Origin of the sequence: Streptomyces sp. NPDC006309, assembly GCF_040613095.1 — a bacterium.
In the GTDB taxonomy this organism is placed as follows: domain Bacteria; phylum Actinomycetota; class Actinomycetes; order Streptomycetales; family Streptomycetaceae; genus Streptomyces.
The window spans coordinates 13,676-31,500 of sequence record NZ_JBEXRO010000046.1 but is presented as its reverse complement, the minus strand read 5'-3'; the positions used below and the strand labels follow the sequence as shown (position 1 = coordinate 31,500).

Sequence of the window (17,825 nt, the reverse complement as noted above, 5' to 3'; positions counted from 1 at the left end):
ACCCATTCGGCATTGGTCAGATCACCCCGCCCCATGCAGGGCACAACGAGCAAAGGATCCGACAGTCACATGATCCGCCGGACAGAACCTAGCCGTCGTACGCACCGCGCCGAAGGTCGACCGGGTGCTGCGGGCCGTGCACGCCCGCGCACCGCACGCCCGGGTGGTCGTCGTCGGCTACCCCGACCTGCTCCCCGACGACGGCGCCGGCTGTTTCCCGCAGGTGCCGTTCGCCCGCGGGGACTTCGCCTATCTGCGGGACACCGAGAAGCGGCTGAACCTGATGCTGCGCCTGGTGGCCGGCGTGAACCGGGCCGCGTACGTGGACACCTACGGCCCGACGGCCGGTCACGACATGTGCAAGGCGCCCGCCGACCGCTGGATCGAGCCCCTCCAGCCGGCCTCCCCCGCGGCCCCGGCCCATCCGAACGCCAAGGGCGAGGCGGCCATGGCGCAGGCGGTCCTGGACCGGCTGCGCACGGGCCGCGGACGCGGCTGAGCCGGACGGCGCCCGCGCGCCCCGCGCCCGCGGACCGCGCCGGGGCGGCCTCCGTGACGGAGGCCGCCCCACGGCCGGGTCAGCCGCCGAGCGCTCCCAGCACCACCGCCTGCGCCTCCTCCTGGACCCGGGCGAGATGGCGGGCGCCGAGGAAGGACTCGGCGTACACCTTGTACACGTCCTCCGTGCCCGAGGGCCGGGCCGCGAACCAGGCGTTGTCGGTGGTGACCTTGATGCCGCCGATGGCCGCGCCGTTGCCGGGCGCCTCGGTGAGGACGGCGGTGACCGCCTCGCCGGCCAGTGTGTCCGCGGTGACCTGGGCCGGGGACAACTTGCCCAGCAATGCCTTCTGTTCGCGGGTCGCGGGCGCGTCGATGCGGGCGTAGGCGGGTTCACCGAAGCGGGCGGTCAGCCCGGCGTAGTGCTCCGAGGGCGTCCGGTCGGTGACGGCCGTGATCTCGGAGGCGAGCAGCGCCAGGATGATGCCGTCCTTGTCGGTGGTCCACACCGAGCCGTCGCGGCGCAGGAAGGACGCGCCGGCCGACTCCTCGCCGCCGAACCCGAGGGCGCCGCTGACCAGTCCGTCCACGAACCACTTGAACCCGACCGGCACCTCGACCAGCTGACGGCCGAGGTCGGCGGCGACCCGGTCGATCATCGTGGAGGAGACCAGGGTCTTGCCGATGCCGGCGCCGGCCGGCCACTGCTCGCGGTGCCGGTAGAGGTAGGAGATGGCGACCGCGAGGTAGTGGTTGGGGTTCATCAGGCCCGCGTCCGGGGTGACGATGCCGTGCCGGTCGGCGTCGGCGTCGTTGCCCGTGGCGATCTGGAAGCGGTCGCGCTGCTCGATGAGGGAGGCCATCGCGTACGGCGAGGAGCAGTCCATGCGGATCTGGCCGTCCCAGTCCAGCGTCATGAAACGCCAGGCGGGATCGGTGTGCGGGTTGACGACCGTCAGGTCGATGCGGTGTTCCTCGGCGATCCGGCCCCAGTAGGCGACGGAGGCGCCGCCGAGCGGGTCGGCGCCGATCCGCACACCGGCCGCGCGGATGGCGTCCAGGTCCAGCACGCTGGGCAGGTCGCCGACGTAGGTGCCGAGGAAGTCGTAGCGCCGGGTGGTGTCCGCGGCGAGCGCGCGGGCGTACGGCAGCCGGCGTACGTCCTTCAAGCCGCCCGTGATGATCTGGTTCGCGCGGTCCTGGATCCAGGAGGTGGCGTCGGAGGCCGCCGGGCCGCCGCTCGGCGGGTTGTACTTGAAGCCGCCGTCGGCGGGCGGGTTGTGCGACGGGGTGACGACCACGCCGTCGGCGAGGCCGGTGGTGCGGCCCCGGTTGTGCGTCAGGATCGCGTGCGAGACAGCGGGGGTGGGCGTGTAGCCGTCCGCGCTGTCGATCAGCACGGTGACCTCGTTGGCGGCGAACACCTCCAGTGCGGTCGCCCTGGCGGGCTCCGACAGGGCATGGGTGTCTGCGCCCAGGAAGAGGGGCCCGTCCGTGCCCTGGGCGGCCCGGTACTCGCAGATGGCCTGGCTGGTGGCGGCGATGTGGTCCTCGTTGAAGGCACCCGCCAGGGACGAACCACGGTGCCCCGAGGTGCCGAACGCCACCCGCTGTCCCGGGTCGGCCGGGTCGGGGTGCAGCGTGTAGTACGCCGTGACCAGCCTGGCCACGTCGACGAGGTCCTCGGGACCGGCCGGCCGGCCGGCTCGCTCGTGCGGCATGAGTCCGTTCCTCCGCATCGGTGGGGGTCGTACGCTCACCCCATCTTTCCTCGTCAGGGGCGTGGCATGCACGTGCGCCCCACCGGCCGGGCCGCACCGGGCCCGGCCGGCCGCTTCCCTTGAGGGTCGCGCGGGTCAGCCGATGTGGTAACTGTCCCCGTACACCTTCCAGTCGAGCGGGGTGTTCAGGTCGAGGTTGCCCTTGCGCAGGAAGACGCGCTGCGCGGTGTCGACGCGGCTGGTGTCACTGTGTGCCTCCTCCTGCTTCATGGCCCACACTCGGGCGTCCAGGAAGGCGTTCAAATAGGTGGTCTCGTTGCCGCCCTGGGCCGGCGGCTTCGCGGTGCGCAGGGCGCGCTTGCGGATGTTGCGGAAGCTGGTGGGGTCGTCGCCGTCGCCGTGCATGACGAGGGCGTCGTAGTAGGTGAACTGGCCCAGCGCGCGCAGGCCGTCGGTCCTGCCCTGGGTGACGGCCGGGTGGAAGTAGACGCGGTCGCGTTCGTCGTTCTGGGCCTGCTGGAAGGCGCTGTCCTGGGCGGCCTTGCGCCAGTCCTTGGGGAAGTCCGGGTCGAGGCCGTCGTGCGAGTCGCTGCCGTCGACCCGGCGCAGGGCGGGCAGGTACTTCGCCAGGACGTTGCCGGGCTTGCGGTCGGTGTAGAGCTGGACGAGGTCGAGCATGTCGCCGGTGCCGGAGCAGAAGCCGATGATGCCGGCGGTGTAGCCGCGTCCGTCGCCGATGTCCTCGATGTACTTGTACTGGGCCTTCCAGTCGAGCGAGGAGTTCTCCGCGCTCGACACCAGCTGCATGGCGATCTCCTTCTTCGCCGGGTCGTCCAGGCCCGGCGCGGCGGCCGAGGCCGTGCCCGCGCGGGAGACGCCGAGCAGGGTGCCCGAGGCGACGGCGCCGAGCGCGGCGACGACGGTCCGGCGGGAGAGACGGGCATGGGCTGCCGGCTCACGGTGTGCGTGCACCACAGGGGCTCCAAGTGGGGGGTGGGCGTGGGCGGTTCGGTCCGTACCGCCTACTGGTAGGAAAGTTTCCTATCAAAAGTGATGGTCCCCGGTAACCCGGCGCGGGGGAAGTTCGTAGGATCGGACAACCCCCGCGGGTCGCCCCCGAGGGACGAGCCAAGCTGTGCCGCGCCTCGTCCCGCTGCTCGATGAAGGCGTACAGCTCCCGTGAGGCGCCCGCGGGCGTCCGGAGGGCATCCGGGAAAGCGCGACCAATGAGGTGGCACCGAGTGACAATGCCCCCTAGACATTCGGCATAAGTAGGACATAATGGAGGCAGTTCGGACAGCGTTGTCATGCGTGCCCTGAGCGCCATGCGTGGTCATGCCACCTGCCGCCCGCCCCACCTCCTCACCGCACGCGCTTCCCCGCGACTTCAAGGAGCCGCTCCCCGTATGGCGTACGGAGCCCACCGCAGCCGTCTTCTGCCTCCCCGCCCCGATCTGAGCCGCGCCCGCGACTGCGAGCAGTGCCTCGGCTGGGGGACCGTCGTCACGCGCGACGGCGACCACGAACTGTGCCACGCGTGCCAGCCCGGCCACGGTGACGACGAGGACACCACCGCCTCCTAGCCGGCCCACCCCCTGCCCCACATGCGGCTGACCGGCCGCCACCGGCGGGCGGCAGCGCCTGCCGGGGCCGCCGTGGACGCCATGACGCCGGAGCAGTCACGGGCCACCCCGCTCGTGGCCGCCACGCCGCACCGACGTACTGTGAAGACATGTCCCCACCCCTTCCGGGACCGCTGGCCCATCTGGAACCGCTGCTCGGTCACTACGGCTACTGGGCCGTGGGGGCCGTGATCTTCGTGGAGGACTTCGGGGTCCCCGCACCCGGCGAGACGATCCTCCTCGCGGCGGGGGTCTACGCGGGCGCGGGCCGGCTGGACGTCGCGGCCGTGGCGGCCGTCGCGTTCGTCGCGGCCGTCGCCGGCGACAACCTCGGCTACCTGATCGGCCGGACCGGCGGGCGGGCCTTCGTGCACCGGTGGGGCCGGTACGTCCTGCTCACCCCGAAGCGGTTCGAGGCCGCCGAGGAGTTCTTCCGCCGGCACGGGGGCCGGATCGTGACCGTGGCCCGGTTCGTCGAGGGCCTGCGGCAGGCCAACGGCATCATCGCCGGCACGACCGGCATGCCCTGGCGCCGCTTCCTCGCCTTCAACGCCCTCGGCGCGGCCCTCTGGGTCGGCCTGTGGACGACGCTGGCGTACGTGGCCGGCAGCCACATCACGGCGGTGTACGACCAGATCAGGCGCTACCAGCCCTACGTCCTGGTGGCCGCCGCGGCCGTCGTCGCGGGATTCGCCGTACGGCACCTCCTGCGGCGTCGGCAGGAGCAGTGAACGGGCACGCAGTCCGAAGGGACGGCGGGCCACTGGTTTGGGCAGTGGCACAGCGGTAATCCGAATACCGACCACAGACCGCGTCGACGTTGGGATGTGACACGCGATGGCCGGCAACAAGAAGGCCAAGGGCAAGGTCGAACAGGCCAAGGGCAAGCTCAAGGAGACCGCGGGGCGCGCCGTCGGCAACGAGCGCCTGGAGGCCGAGGGCCGCATGGAAGGCGCGACCGGAGACGCCCGGCAGGCGAAGGAGAAGGCGAAGGACGTCTTCAAGCACTGACGTCTCAGGCACTGACGTCTTCAGGACCGACGTCCTCAGGCACCGAGGTACCGAGGCACGCCGAGTTTTCTGCGGAACGGGTCCGGACATCCAGCGAGAGCGGATGTCCGGACCCGTTCCGCTGTGCGCGCACGGACCGGCCCGGCCACGCCCCGGCCGTCGTTCTCCGCTGTCCCCTCCCCGCGGACCATTCGTGCGCATCCGGAGGATTCCCCGGAAACGTCCCTTTGACCGGCGGCCCAGTGGGTAGCCGGGCAGGGACGGACGACCACCCCCTGGTGCACAGGAAGGGCCCCTTCCCTCAGAGGCAAAGGGCAACGAGGTATGGACATGCCGCTCAGGACGTACGTGACGACCCAGGCCCGCTCGGTGCCCCCGCGCTACAGCCGCACCTGGGAGGCCGGTGTATCCAGCATCGCCGAGGCGAGAGACGCCGTCGCCGCCCTTCTGGCGAAGGTGCGGCCCACGCTCGGGCGGCGCCCCGTGCAGGACGCCCAGCTCGTCGTCAGCGAACTGCTCACCAACGCGGCCAAGCACGCGCCCGGCCCCTGCGCCCTGCGTCTGGAACTGCTGGCCGGCGCGCTGCGCGTCTCCGTCACGGACACCTCCCGGGAGGCGCCGCGGCGGCGTCCTCCCGACCCCGGGCGGGTCGGCGGCCACGGGCTGCACCTGGTGGCGATGCTCTCCCGCGGCCTGGAGGTGACCTGGCTGCCGCAGGGCAAGCGGGTCAGCGCGATCGTGCCGTTCCTCGCGGCCGGGGTCGCCTGAGCGGTCCGCCCGGACGGACCCGGCCGCGGGCACCCCGCCGCCCGGACGGGTCCGGGCGGGTCAGGCCACCCTGATGCCGATGATGCAGGTGTCGTCGTCGGTGTCCGACCTGCTGTAGGTGAGCAGCCGGTCCAGCTGCTGGTCGAGGGTGGTGGAGACCGCGCCCGCCGTCTCCAGCAGATGGGCCACGGACTCCTCCACCGAACGGTCCCGGCGCTCGATCAGGCCGTCGGTGTACATCAGCAGGGTGTCCCCCACGGCCAGCTGGAGTTCCTCCTCGTCGTAGCGCGCCTCGGGCACGGCGCCCAGCAGCAGCCCCTTGACCGGGGGCAGCGCGGTCGCCTCCGGTCCCCCGGGCGTCTCCGTCTCCCGCACCAGGACCGGCGGCAGATGGCCCGCCCGCGCCCAGCGCAGGGTGCGCCGCTCACCGTCGTACAGACCGCAGACGGCGGTCGCGGTGACCGCCCCCGTCAGATGGTGGGCGACGATGTTCAGCCACGACAGCAGCTGCGCCGGGCCGGCGCCGGTCACGGCGAGGCCGCGCAGCGCGTTGCGCAGGACGACCATGCTGGTCGCCGCCTCTATGCCGTGTCCGGCGACGTCGCCGACGCACAGCAGGATCAGCCCGGAGGGCAGCACGACGGCGTCGTACCAGTCGCCGCCGACCAGGTGTTCGGTCTCGGCGGGCCGGTAGCGCACCGCCACCTGGAGGCCGGGCACCCGGAGCGGGGCCTGCGCCGGCGGCATGATGGCGTGCTGAAGCTGAAGGGTGAGCCGGTTGCGCTCCACGGCCTGCTGCTCGGTGTGGGCCAGCTGGTCGCGGGTGGCGGCGAGCGCTACCTCCGTCCAGTGCTGCGCGGAGATGTCCTGGTAGGCGCCCCGGACGACGAAGAGCTGGCCGTCGGTGTCGAGGACGGGCTCGGCGACCACCCGCATGTGCCGGGTCACGCCGTCCGGGCGCAGCAGCCGGAACGCGGCCGAGGCGGGCCTGCGGTGGTGCATGATGGTGCGCAGGAAACGGCCCAGGGCGACCGCGTCGTCCGGGTGGGCGTGGGCCGGCAGGTCCTGGAGGGCGACCGGCATGCTGGTGCTGGGGCGGCCGTACAGGCTGAACAGCTGGCCGTTCCAGGTGATCTCGCCGGTGAGCAGGTTCTCCTCGAAACCGCCGATCCGGCCGAGCCGCTGGGCGTGCTGGAGCAGGCTGGCCAGGCGGGCCGCCTCGTCCTCGATGCGCCAGATCAGCAGCACACTGGAGCCGTGCCGGCTGATGCTGATGTCGGCGACGGCGGACAGCGGCACGTCGTCGACCAGCGCGGTCAGCCGCATCCGGTGGGCGCGGAACGGTTCACCGGTGGCGTAGACCCGCTCCACGCGCTGGAACAGCTCGCTGCCGCCGGCGGCCATCGGGTAGGCCTCCAGCAGCAGGGCGCCGCTCACGACGGCGCGGGGCCGGCCCGCCGGGTCGAGGAAGCGGCTGTTGACGTGGTGGATACGGAAGTCGACCAGCTGACCGGTGTCGTCCAGGTGCGGCACCAGCACCAGGGCCGGGTCGTGCAGACCGTCCGCGAGATCCGTCAGTTCGACCACGTCGGGCAGCAGCCGGGGCTCCTGTTCCGTGCCGAGCGGCGGTGCGGTGGTCTCCAGGGAGTGCGCGCACAGCTCGGCGAGTGCCTCCACCTGCCGGACGACGGGGCGCGGCAGCGGGCCCTCGGGCTTGGGCCAGGCGATCTCCAGGACGCCGTAGATCCGGCCGCCGGCGCCGGCGGGCAGGGCGATCCGCGCTCCGTCGGCGTACTCCCGGCGGCCGATGGTGGGCAGCCCGGACCCGGCGAGCGAAGGCAGCCACTGCCCATCGGGCTGGTTCAGGCCGCGGCGGGCCACGGTGGCCACGTCGGGCGGGACATAGCGCCAGCGGGCCGCCTCACCGGGCGGGAAGCCGGCGCTGCCCGCGAGGGAGAGGGAGCCGTCCGAGCCGGCGGCCCAGATGGCCACGGCGACCGCGCCCAGCGGGCGCAGGGCGTGGTCGAGCAGCGAGTCGGCCATCGCCTGGGTGTCGTCGGCGGCCAGGACACCGCTCTCGGCGGCGCGCAGCCGCACGGCGGCGGACTCCTCGACGGAGCCGGCCGGGTCAGCCGCGGCCGCGGCTGACAGGAACGCCTCGGTGACCTCCGAGACGCGGTCCCGGGCGGCCTGGTTGATGACCTCCACCGCGAACTCCAGCGGGGTCATCCGGGCCTGCTCGGTGAGTTCGGCGAGCTGGCGGGCGGCCTGCGCGGGGCCGCAGCCGAGGCGTTCCACCAGGATGCCCTTGGCGAGTTCGACCAGCGCCCGGCCCTCGGCCTCGGCCTGCGCCGCCCGCACCTCCCGGCGCAGCCGCTCCACGGTGGCGGCGAGCCGGCCGACCGGAGAGGTGGCGGGCACGTCGGCGGCCGGGATCTCCGGCAGCACGACGTCGACGGCCGGGACGTCCGCTGCCGGGATACCCGGCAGCGCCACGTCGACGGCCGGGACGTCCCCGAGGGGGACGCCGGGCAGCACCGCGTCGGCGGCCGGGACCTCCCCGGCCGGCAGCTGGGAGGGCATGCCGGCCGGCAGGTCCGGCCCGGTGGGCGGTTCGGGCTCGTTCACCGGATCCGTACTCCTAGGCCTGTGGACGGACGGGCTCGCCGTGTGCTCCTCATGCGGGGAGCCAGCGCCGGACACAGGCGATGAGGTCATTGGTGTCCACCGGTTTCGTGACGTAGTCGCTGGCGCCGGAAGCCAGACTCTTCTCCCGGTCGCCCTGCATGGCCTTGGCGGTCACCGCGATGACCGGCAGATCAGCGTACTGCGGCATCTTGCGGATCTCCGCCGTGGCCGTGTACCCGTCCATCTCGGGCATCATCACGTCCATCAGGACGATCTCGACGTCCGGGTTGTTCACCAGGGTGTCGATGCCCTTGCGGCCGTTCTCCGCGTGCAGCACCCGGAACCCGTGCAGTTCCAGGATGCCGCTGAGCGCGAACAGGTTGCGGGCGTCGTCGTCCACGACGAGGACGGTACGGCCGCGGGTGTGGTCGTCGACCAGATGCGGCGCCGTGTGCTGGGGCTCGTCCCCGCGGACGAGGGTGAGCACCTCGCCGGGCTCCTCGGCGGACAGGTGCAGCGCGATCCGCTCGCGCAGCTCGTCGAGGCTGAACAGGTACTCCAGCGAACCGCCCGCAGGCTCCTCGGTGAGGGGGTCGGTGCGGTGCGAGACGTGCACCAGCACCGGGACGCTCGTCAGGGCCGAGTCGCCGCGCAGGGCCTCCAGGAAGCGGGCCGACTCCCCGTCGGGCGTGCCGAGTTCCACCACGACACAGTGGCACGGCTCGTCCGCGAGGGCACCGGCCGCCTCCTGGGCGCCGACCGCGGTGATGATGTCGACGGGCGTGCCGCCGCCGTCGGCGCGGCTGTGCGCGAGGTCCCCGATCACGCTCTCGGCGACCAGCGTCAGCAGCCCGCGCGGGCGTTCCTCCACGACGAGCAGGCGGCGCGGGCGCTCCCGCCTCGCGATGGCCGGCGGCAGCCCGAGGGGCGCCTCCTGTCCGGGCGTGGGGTCGGTCCGCTCCGGGTCCGCGGCGTGGGGGACATGGCGTCCGCCGCGCAGGTGCTCCTCGAAGTCCGGCCGGGCGACGGGCAGGAAGAGGGCGAAGGTGCTGCCCTTGCCGGGGGTGCTGTCCACGGTGACGGCGCCGCCGAGCAGGTGGGCGATCTCCCGGGTGATGGACAGGCCGAGCCCGGTGCCGCCGTACTTGCGGCTGGTGGTGCCGTCGGCCTGCTGGAACGCGCCGAAGATGGTCTCCAGCTGCTGCTCGGGGATGCCGATGCCGGTGTCCTTCACCCGGAAGGCGACGATCGCTCCGCCGCGCATCACACCGGGGGGCACCTCGTCGTCCGCGGCGGGTTCGACGCGCAGCTCGACGCCGCCCTGTTCGGTGAACTTCACCGCGTTGGACAGCAGGTTGCGCAGGATCTGCCGGAGCCGGGAGTCGTCGGTGAGCAGGTCGCCGGGGGCACCGGGCGCCGTGGTGATGGTGAAGTCCAGGCTCTTCTGCGACGTCATCGGCTGGAAGGTGGCCTCGACGTACTCGATGAGCTGGCGCAGCGGGACGCGCTCGGGCGTCACGTCCATCTTCCCGGCCTCGACCTTGGACAGGTCCAGGATGTCGTTGATCAGCTGGAGAAGGTCGGAGCCGGCGGAGTGGATGATGCCCGCGTACTCGACCTGCTTGGGGGTGAGGTTGCGGGAGGGGTTCTGGGCCAGCAGCTGGGCCAGGATGAGCAGGCTGTTCAGCGGGGTGCGCAGCTCGTGGCTCATGTTCGCCAGGAACTCGGACTTGTACTTCGAGGCGAGCGACAGCTGCTGGGCGCGTGCTTCGAGCTCCTGCCGGGCCTGCTCGATCTGGAGGTTCTTCGCCTCGATGTCCCGGTTCTGGTCGGCGAGCAGGGAGGCCTTCTCCTCCAGTTCGGCGTTGGACTGCTGGAGTTCCTCCTGGCGGGCCTGCAACTCGGCGGAACGGGACTGGAGTTCGCTGGTCAGACGCTGCGACTCCTGGAGGAGTTCGTCGGTGCGGGCGTTGGCGACGATCGTGTTGACGTTCACGCCGATGGTGTCGACCAGCTGCTGGAGGAAGTCCCGCTGGACGGTGGTGAACCGGGTGACCGCGGCGAGCTCGATGACGCCGAGGACCTGCTCCTCGAAGACGATGGGCAGCAGCAGCAGCGCGGTGGGCTCCACCCGTCCGAGCCCGGAGGAGATGGTCACGTATCCGGGCGGCAGCTGGTCCACGGCGATGGTACGGCGGCTGCGCGCGGCCTGGCCGACCAGGGAGCGGCCGAAGGGGATGCGGACGGGCCGGGAGTCCGCCTCGGGCCGCCCGTAGGCGCCGACGAGCCGCAGCTCGGGTCCGGCCGCGCCGTCCTCGGCGAGGTAGAAGGCGCCGTACTGGGCGGACACCTGCGGCACCAGCTCGTCCATGATCAGCTCGGCGACGACCGGCAGGTCGCGGTGGCCCTGCATGAGGCCGGAGATCCGGGCGAGGTTGGTCTTGAGCCAGTCCTGTTCCTGGTTGGCCCGGGTGGTCTCGCGCAGGGACTCCACCATGGAGTTGATGTTGTCCTTGAGGTCGGCCACCTCGCCGGAGGCGTCGACGGTGATGGACCGTGTCAGGTCGCCCTCGGCGACCGCGCTGGCCACGTCGGCGATGGCGCGGACCTGCCGGGTGAGGTTGCCGGCGAGTTCGTTGACGTTCTCGGTGAGGCGCTTCCAGGTGCCGGAGACGCCCTCGACCTCGGCCTGGCCGCCGAGCCGGCCCTCGGTGCCCACCTCACGGGCGACGCGGGTGACCTCGTCGGCGAAGGCGGAGAGCTGGTCGACCATCGTGTTGATGGTGGTCTTCAGTTCGAGGATCTCGCCCCGGGCGTCGACGTCGATCTTCTTCGACAGGTCGCCCTTGGCCACGGCGGTGGTCACCAGCGCGATGTTGCGGACCTGGCCGGTGAGGTTGTTGGCCATGGAGTTGACGTTGTCGGTGAGGTCCTTCCAGGTGCCGGCCACGTTGGGCACGTGCGCCTGGCCGCCGAGCCGGCCCTCGGTGCCCACCTCGCGGGCCACCCGGGTCACCTCGTCGGCGAACGCCGACAGCGTGTCGACCATGGTGTTGATGACGTCGGCGAGCGCGGCGACCTCACCCTTGGCCTCGACGGTGATCTTCTGCGACAGGTCGCCCCGGGCCACGGCCGTGGCGACCTGGGCGATGGAGCGGACCTGGCCGGTCAGGTTGGAGGCCATCACGTTGACGTTGTCGGTGAGGTCCTTCCAGGTGCCGGCCACGCCGCGGACCTGGGCCTGCCCCCCGAGCCGGCCCTCGGTGCCCACCTCGCGGGCCACCCGGGTCACCTCGTCGGCGAACGCGGAGAGCTGGTCCACCATCGTGTTGATGGTGTTCTTCAGCTCCAGGATCTCGCCCCGGGCATCCACCGTGATCTTCTGCGACAGGTCGCCCTGCGCCACCGCGGTGGCCACCTGGGCGACGTTGCGGACCTGGGCCGTCAGGTTCCCGCCCATGAAGTTCACCGAGTCGGTCAGGTCCCGCCAGGTGCCCTTGACGCCCTTGACGTCGGCCTGCCCCCCGAGCCGGCCCTCGGTGCCCACCTCGCGGGCGACACGGGTCACCTCGTCCGCGAACGCGGAGAGCTGGTCCACCATCGTGTTGATGGTGCTCTTCAGCTCCAGGATCTCGCCCCGGGCATCCACCGTGATCTTCTGCGACAGGTCGCCCTGCGCCACCGCGGTCGTCACCTGGGCGACGTTGCGGACCTGCGCCGTCAGGTTCCCGGCCATGAAGTTGACCGAGTCCGTGAGGTCCCGCCAGACGCCGGCGACACCCGGGACCTGGGCCTGCCCGCCGAGGCGGCCCTCGGTGCCCACCTCGCGGGCGACACGGGTCACCTCGTCCGCGAACGCCGAGAGCTGGTCGACCATCGTGTTGACGGTCTCCTTCAGCTGAAGGATCTCGCCGCGCGCGTCCACGTCGATCTTCTGCGACAGGTCGCCCTTGGCCACGGCGGTGGCGACCTGGGCGATGTCCCGGACCTGCGTGGTGAGGTTGCCCGCCATCGCGTTGACGGAGTCGGTCAGGTCGGCCCACGTGCCCGAGACGCCCGGCACCTGCGCCTGCCCGCCGAGGGTGCCCTCGGTACCCACCTCACGGGCCACCCGGGTGACCTCGGAGGTGAACACGGACAGCTGGTCGACCATCCCGTTGAAGACAGTGGCGATGTCGCCCATGAGTCCGGTGGAGTCGTCGGGCAGCCGTGTGCCGAAGTCTCCGTCCCGCACCGCGGTCAGTCCCGCGAGCAGTCGTCTCAGTTCGTGGTCACCCGGGACCGCTTCGGTCGTCCCGGTCGCCTTGCCGGCCATGCGCACCCTCGATCCGCTCCCCTAGAGCCCTCGCGCCGAGGACTCGGAACCGCGGCCGGGAGCGTGCTGCGACCCGACCGTTGGTGTGTGCATTTCCGCAGTTCACGGATTTGCATGATGAGAAAAATACGCCGCAGGCTAACCCACTTCCGCAGGCTGGGACAAAGTAATCGGCCAACCCTTCCCGCGAGGGAAACAAACTCGCACAGCACAGGTGTGAGAGCCAGGAAGCGGGGTATTAGATGAAGTTTTCGCCCGGGTCGGGGGTGCGCGTCGGATGCGCGTCTGCCTCTCCCGCCAGGGTCGCCGGAGTCCCGCCGCCGTCCGGTCTCGGCGGGATATCGCCGTCCGCCGCGCCCGGCGGCAGGGCGAACCGGCGGTCCGCCCTGCCGCCGGGCGAACCGGCGCGGGGACCGTCGTCCCCGGCGACGCCCCGCCCCACCGCAGTGAGCAGCGTCACCCGAGCATGACGTCGTCCGGGCGCGCGTCACCTGAGCACGATCGACCGGCTCCCGAGCGGCACCAGCTCCCCCACCACCGGCGCCCCGGGCACCTCCCCGGCGACGAGCAGCCCGCCCGAGGTCTGCGCGTCGGCGAGCAGCAGCCGGGTGTCCTCGTCGGTGTCCCCGAAGTCGGTGTGCGGCGCGACCCACTCCAGGTTGCGCCGGGTGCCGCCGCTGACGTACCCGTCCCGTACGGCCTCCCGGGCGCCGTCCAGGTAGGGGACGGCGGCGGTGTCGATCACGGCGGTGACCCCGGAGGCCCGGGCCAGCTTGTGCAGATGGCCGAGGAGACCGAAGCCGGTGACGTCGGTGGCGCAGACGGCCCCGGCGGCCAGGGCGGCCTCACAGGCGTCCCGGTTGAGCGCCGTCATCGTGGCGACGGCCTGCTCGAACCACTCGCCGGTGGCCTTGTGCCGGTTGTTCAGCACGCCGAGGCCGAGCGGCTTGGTCAACGACAGCGGCACCCCCGGGCGGCCGGCGTCGTTGCGCAGCAGCCGCCCGGGGTCGGCGATGCCGGTGACGGCCATGCCGTACTTCGGCTCGGGGTCGTCCACGCTGTGCCCGCCGCCGACGTGGCAGCCGGCCTCGGTGGCGATGTCGAGGCCGCCGCGCAGCACCTCACGGGCGAGGTCGAAGGAGAGCCGGTCGCGCGGCCAGGCCAGCAGGTTGACGGCCAGCACGGGCCGGCCGCCCATCGCGTACACGTCGGACAGGGCGTTGGCGGCGGCGATGCGGCCCCAGTCGTAGGGGTCGTCCACGACCGGGGTGAAGAAGTCGGCCGTGCACACCAGGGCGCTCCCCCGGTGACCGACCACGGCCGCGTCGTCACCGGTGGCGAGCCCGACGAGCAGCGGGGTGTCGCCGCCGGCCGGCGGTGCCGCGGTCAGTCCCGCGACCACGTCCTCCAGTTCGCCGGGCGGGATCTTGCAGGCGCAGCCGCCGCCGTGGGCGAACTGGGTGAGCCGTACGGGCGCCCGGTGCGTCGGTGTCGGTGTCATACCGGTGATCTCCTGGGGCAGTAGCCTGTCGAGCGGTGGAGGCGTGTGGGTGCCTGGTGGCCCTCCCGGTCTTCAAAACCGAGGTGCCCGAGGATCTCGGGCAGGCGGGTTCGATTCCCGTCCGCCTCCGTCCCCCGCCGGAGCCCGGCAGCGCCGGCGCTGGTCGTCGACGCGTTCGGTCCAGCCCCCGGCGTCCAGGAACTCCAGCAGTGGTACGGCCACCCGGCGGGTGGTGTCCAGGGCGCGGCGGGCCTCGCTGAGCGTGAACGGCTGCGGCAGAGCGGCCAGGACGGCGGCGGCCCCGGCGTCCGCGCCGGGCATCAGCACGATCCCGTCGGCGATGCGCAGCAGCGCCCCGGCGGCCGCCGCGGCGGCCAGCGCCCGCCGGTCGAGCCCCAGCTCGGCCAGCCGCCCGGCCTCGGGCGCGCGGAACGGCGTACGGGAGAGGTCCCGGCGTACGGCGTCCACAGCCGCCCGGACCGGTCCGGGCAGGGCGGGCCGGGGACGGTCGGCGGGGTACAGCCGGCCCTGGCGGGCCTGGACCCGGGGCTGGGCCGCGGCCAGCGCGTCAACGAGGGCCCGGTCGGGAAGGCCGAGCAGCCGGCGGGCCGCCTCGGCGGGCAGGCCGGGCTCCAGCGGGTGCGCGCGGGCGTGCACGGCGGTCTCCTCGGCCAGCCGCTCCGCGAGGGCCTGCCAGTGCGCCGGGTCGGCCAGCCAGTCCCCGGCGACGGGGTCGCCGGGCGCCGGGACGCCCATCGCCCGCAGGTCGGCGCGCCGTACCAGCTTGCGGCGGCGCAGCTCGGCAGCGGCGTCGGGGCAGCCGGTCATGGTGTCCAGCTCGGCCGCGCGGGCCCGGCCGGCGCCGCGCCGGGCCAGCCCGGGCGGCCGTACGTCGAGGACGGTCACCCCGCAGGGCAGGCGGCCGCCGCCCGGTTCCCGCAGCACGGCGCGGTCGCCGGCCCGCAGGGGCAGGCCCCGGCGGAGGGTGAGCCGGGCGGTGTCCGGGCCGAGCGGGCGGACGGCCACCGGCACGGCCGCCGTCCCGATGTGCAGGGTGACACTCCGGGGCAGGTCGGCCACCGGCTCGCCGGTGACCCGGACGTCGGTCACCTCGGCCCGCAGCCAGCGGTCCGGGGTCAGCAGGACCTGGCCGCGGCGCAGGCTGTCGGCGCCCGGACCATGCACGTTGACGGCGACGCGGGCCACCGCGCCGACGGCCGTCCGCTCCTCGTGCAGGCTCTGGAGGCCGCGGACCCGCAGCACGGCCGGCCCGTCCCCGGTGACCAGCCGGTCGCCGACGCGCAGGGTGCCGGTCCCGAGCGTGCCGGTCACCACGGTGCCGTGGCCGCGGACGGTGAACGCCCGGTCGAGCCACAGGCGGACGTCGGCTCCGGTGTCGGGTACGGGCAGCCGGCCGGCCATGGCGGCCAGTTCGGCCCGCAGGTCGTCGAGCCCCGCCCCGGTGACCGCGCTGACGGCGACCGCCGGGGCCTTGCCGAGGGAGGTCGCGGCCAGGCGTTCGACCGCGTCGGCGCGCACCGGTCCGGGGTCGGCGAGGTCGCTGCGGGTCACCGCGAGGACGGCGTGCCGGACGCCGAGCGCGTCCAGGACGGCCAGGTGTTCGGCGGACTGCCGCTGCCAGCCCTGGTCGGCGGCGACCACGAACAGCACGGCGGGCACGGGCCCGGCACCGGCCAGCATGGTCGGTACGAAGCGCTCGTGCCCGGGTACGTCGACGAAGGCGAGGGTCTCCTCCCCGACGCGGGTCCACACGAAGCCCAGGTCCAGGGTGAGGCCGCGGCGGCGCTCCTCCTCGTACCGGTCGGGCTCCATCCCGGTGAGCGCCCGGACCAGCGCGGACTTGCCGTGGTCGACATGACCGGCGGTGGCGAGGACCCGCATCACCGCCCTCCTTCCACGGCGGCGCGGGCCGCCCCTACGGCCTCCGCCAGCCGTGCGTCGTCCTGCGGGGGCACCGCCCGCAGGTCCAGCAGGCAGCGGCCCGCCTCCAGGCGCCCGACGACCGGGGTCCGGCCGGTGCGCAGTACGGCGGCGTACGGCGCGGGCAGGGACAGTGCCGCGCTGGGCAGGGTGACGCCGGGGGCGCCTCCGCCGCCGACCGTGGCCGCGCTGTCGACGGGTCGCGCGTCGACTCCGGCGGCGGACAGGTCCGCGGCGAGGCGGGCCGCGCGGGCCCCGAGGACGGCCGGGTCGGCTGTGAGGGCGAGGGCGGTCGGGGTGGGCGGGCCGGTGAGGGTGGCCTCCAGGGCGGCCAGGGTCAGTTTGTCGACACGGAGCGCGCGGGCCAGGGGATGCCGGGCCAGCGCGCCGACCAGGTCCTCACGGCCCAGCAGCAGCCCGCACTGGGGGCCACCGAGCAGTTTGTCGCCGCTGGCGGTGACGAGGGCGGCGCCCGCGCGCAGCTGCGTGTCGGCGTCGGGTTCCTCTGGCAGGGCGGGGTGCGGGGCGAGCAGACCGGAGCCGATGTCGACGACGACGGGGACGCCGAGCCCCGTCAGGTCGGCGACCTCGGCGGACCGGGTGAAGCCGGTGATGCGGAAGTTGGACGGGTGCACCTTGAGCACGAAGCCCGTGTCGGGGCCGACGGCGGCGGCGTAGTCGGCGGGGGCCGTGCGGTTGGTCGTACCCACCTCGCGGAGCCGGGCCCCGGTCGAGACCAGCAGGTCGGGCAGGCGGAATCCGTCGCCGATCTCCACCATCTCGCCCCGGCTGACGATGATCTCCTTGCCCGCCGCGAGGGCGGTGGCGGCCAGCACGAGCGCGGCGGCCCCGTTGTTGACGACCTGCGCGGCTCCGGCGGCCGGCACGCCCGCCCGCAGCGCGGCGAGCGCGGAGCGCCCCCGGCGGGCACGCACCCCGGTGGTCAGGTCGAGTTCGACGTCCGTGGGCCCGGCGGCCTCCACGACGGCCTGCCGGGCCGCGGCCGACAGCGGGGCGCGCCCGAGGTTGGTGTGGAGCAGCACCCCGGTGGCGTTGATCACCGGCCGCAGCCCGCCCGCGCTCCCCGGCAGCAGGCCCAGGGCCGTCTCCGGCACCAGCTCCACCGGCACGCTCCCCTCCCGGGCCCGCTGCTGCGCCTGCCGGACAGCGGCCTTCACCAGGCCGGCACCGAGCCGCTGGACAGCCGCGGCCAACCGGGGCTCCCGCAGCAGCACATCGGTACGGGGAACCCGACGCCGCACGTCTCCGGCACCGGGGCGGGGGGCGGGCGTGCTACGCCTGACGCCGGCGTGGGGCGAGGACCGGTCGCCGGAAGGCGGGGAACTCGGCGCCGTTCCCCTGTGGGGGTGCCGGGCTGTGGACCGGCTCGCGGGTGCGGCGGGCTCGGCGGTGTGCGGGGGCACGGGCGGGCTGCCGGGGGCCGGGGAGCTTGGGGTGACGGGGCCGTCGGCGGGCGGGGGGCGGTCGCCGGGCTCGGGGGCGCTCGGCACCTTGCCGCCGGTGGGGTCCGGGGGCGACAGCCGACCGCCGGACGCGGCGACGGCCGGACTCGCGCCTTCCCCGGCGCCCGGAGGCGAGGGCCGACTCGCGGGTGCGGGAGGCTCGACGCCGTTCGGCGACGCGGGCCGGGTGCCGGAGGCCGGGGCACTCGGCGTGGCGCGGCCGTCGGCGGGCGAACGGCTGCCGGAATCGGGGGCGCTCGGCACCTTGCCCCCGGTGGGGTCCGGGGGCGACCGCCGATCGCCGGACGCGGCGGCGCCTTCCCCGGCGCCCGGAAGCGACGGCCGACTCGCGGGTGG

10 protein-coding genes, 1 tRNA gene and 2 pseudogenes are annotated in these 17,825 nt (G+C 73.8%); 6 read left to right on the top strand and 7 right to left on the bottom strand.

Annotated elements, in window-relative coordinates; all coding sequences use genetic code 11:
• Positions 1–88: 88 nt before the first annotated feature.
• A pseudogene (locus ABZ117_RS33525) lies at positions 89–499 on the top strand (GDSL-type esterase/lipase family protein); the annotation flags it as partial.
• Positions 500–578: 79 nt separating this feature from the next.
• Here the strand turns inward: ABZ117_RS33525 and pgm are convergent.
• Together pgm and ABZ117_RS33515 are read right to left on the bottom strand one after the other, a co-directional pair.
• Positions 579–2,219, bottom strand: a complete 1,641-nt coding sequence (gene pgm, locus ABZ117_RS33520) for a phosphoglucomutase (alpha-D-glucose-1,6-bisphosphate-dependent) (RefSeq protein ID WP_356826451.1) — start codon at positions 2,217–2,219, stop codon at positions 579–581.
• A 135-nt stretch (positions 2,220–2,354) separates the two neighbouring features.
• On the bottom strand, positions 2,355–3,194 hold the full coding sequence (locus ABZ117_RS33515; protein WP_356826449.1) for a chitosanase: 840 nt from the start codon (positions 3,192–3,194) through the stop codon (positions 2,355–2,357).
• Between the two features lie 431 nt (positions 3,195–3,625).
• On the opposite strand from ABZ117_RS33515, the gene ABZ117_RS33510 reads away from it, so the two are divergent.
• From ABZ117_RS33510 to ABZ117_RS33495, 4 genes are all read left to right on the top strand, one after another.
• On the top strand, positions 3,626–3,802 hold the full coding sequence (locus ABZ117_RS33510) for a hypothetical protein (RefSeq protein WP_356826447.1): 177 nt from the start codon (positions 3,626–3,628) through the stop codon (positions 3,800–3,802).
• A 149-nt stretch (positions 3,803–3,951) separates the two neighbouring features.
• Positions 3,952–4,572 (top strand): DedA family protein, encoded by a 621-nt coding sequence (locus ABZ117_RS33505; RefSeq protein ID WP_356826445.1) that lies wholly within the window; start codon positions 3,952–3,954, stop codon positions 4,570–4,572.
• Positions 4,573–4,678: 106 nt separating this feature from the next.
• Complete coding sequence (locus ABZ117_RS33500) at positions 4,679–4,852, top strand: CsbD family protein (protein WP_356826443.1); 174 nt, start codon at positions 4,679–4,681, stop codon at positions 4,850–4,852.
• A 330-nt stretch (positions 4,853–5,182) separates the two neighbouring features.
• Positions 5,183–5,620: an ATP-binding protein gene (locus ABZ117_RS33495; RefSeq protein ID WP_356826441.1), complete on the top strand. Its 438-nt coding sequence runs from the start codon at positions 5,183–5,185 to the stop codon at positions 5,618–5,620.
• A gap of 60 nt (positions 5,621–5,680) precedes the next feature.
• Here the strand turns inward: ABZ117_RS33495 and ABZ117_RS33490 are convergent, their stop codons facing one another.
• The 3 genes from ABZ117_RS33490 to selD form a co-directional block, all read right to left on the bottom strand.
• Positions 5,681–8,203, bottom strand: a complete 2,523-nt coding sequence (locus ABZ117_RS33490; protein WP_356826453.1) for a SpoIIE family protein phosphatase — start codon at positions 8,201–8,203, stop codon at positions 5,681–5,683.
• A gap of 94 nt (positions 8,204–8,297) precedes the next feature.
• Positions 8,298–12,563 (bottom strand): HAMP domain-containing protein, encoded by a 4,266-nt coding sequence (locus ABZ117_RS33485; RefSeq protein ID WP_356826439.1) that lies wholly within the window; start codon positions 12,561–12,563, stop codon positions 8,298–8,300.
• A gap of 487 nt (positions 12,564–13,050) precedes the next feature.
• Positions 13,051–14,064, bottom strand: coding sequence for a selenide, water dikinase SelD (gene selD / locus ABZ117_RS33480; RefSeq protein WP_356826437.1), 1,014 nt, complete (start codon positions 14,062–14,064; stop codon positions 13,051–13,053).
• A gap of 37 nt (positions 14,065–14,101) precedes the next feature.
• On the opposite strand from selD, the gene ABZ117_RS33475 reads away from it, so the two are divergent.
• Positions 14,102–14,194, top strand: a tRNA-Sec gene (locus ABZ117_RS33475).
• Positions 14,195–14,229: 35 nt separating this feature from the next.
• Here ABZ117_RS33475 and ABZ117_RS33470 read toward each other — a convergent pair.
• Together ABZ117_RS33470 and selA are read right to left on the bottom strand one after the other, a co-directional pair.
• Positions 14,230–15,966 (bottom strand): annotated as a pseudogene (locus ABZ117_RS33470) (SelB C-terminal domain-containing protein); the annotation flags it as partial.
• The gene (gene selA, locus ABZ117_RS33465; RefSeq protein ID WP_356826435.1) at positions 15,966–17,267 is read right to left on the bottom strand and encodes an L-seryl-tRNA(Sec) selenium transferase; all 1,302 of its coding nucleotides are present in this window, start codon (positions 17,265–17,267) and stop codon (positions 15,966–15,968) included. The gene selA and the pseudogene ABZ117_RS33470, both read right to left, overlap by 1 nt.
• Positions 17,268–17,825 lie beyond the last annotated feature (558 nt).

Coding starts and splice junctions, on each gene's coding strand:
- pgm (WP_356826451.1), bottom strand. CDS start 2,219: ATGCCGCACGAGCGAGCCGGCCGGCCGGCCGGTCCCGAGGACCTCGTC.
- ABZ117_RS33510 (WP_356826447.1), top strand. CDS start 3,626: ATGGCGTACGGAGCCCACCGCAGCCGTCTTCTGCCTCCCCGCCCCGAT.
- ABZ117_RS33505 (WP_356826445.1), top strand. CDS start 3,952: ATGTCCCCACCCCTTCCGGGACCGCTGGCCCATCTGGAACCGCTGCTC.
- ABZ117_RS33500 (WP_356826443.1), top strand. CDS start 4,679: ATGGCCGGCAACAAGAAGGCCAAGGGCAAGGTCGAACAGGCCAAGGGC.
- ABZ117_RS33495 (WP_356826441.1), top strand. CDS start 5,183: ATGCCGCTCAGGACGTACGTGACGACCCAGGCCCGCTCGGTGCCCCCG.
- ABZ117_RS33490 (WP_356826453.1), bottom strand. CDS start 8,203: ATGCCCTCCCAGCTGCCGGCCGGGGAGGTCCCGGCCGCCGACGCGGTG.
- ABZ117_RS33485 (WP_356826439.1), bottom strand. CDS start 12,563: ATGGCCGGCAAGGCGACCGGGACGACCGAAGCGGTCCCGGGTGACCAC.
- selD (WP_356826437.1), bottom strand. CDS start 14,064: ATGACACCGACACCGACGCACCGGGCGCCCGTACGGCTCACCCAGTTC.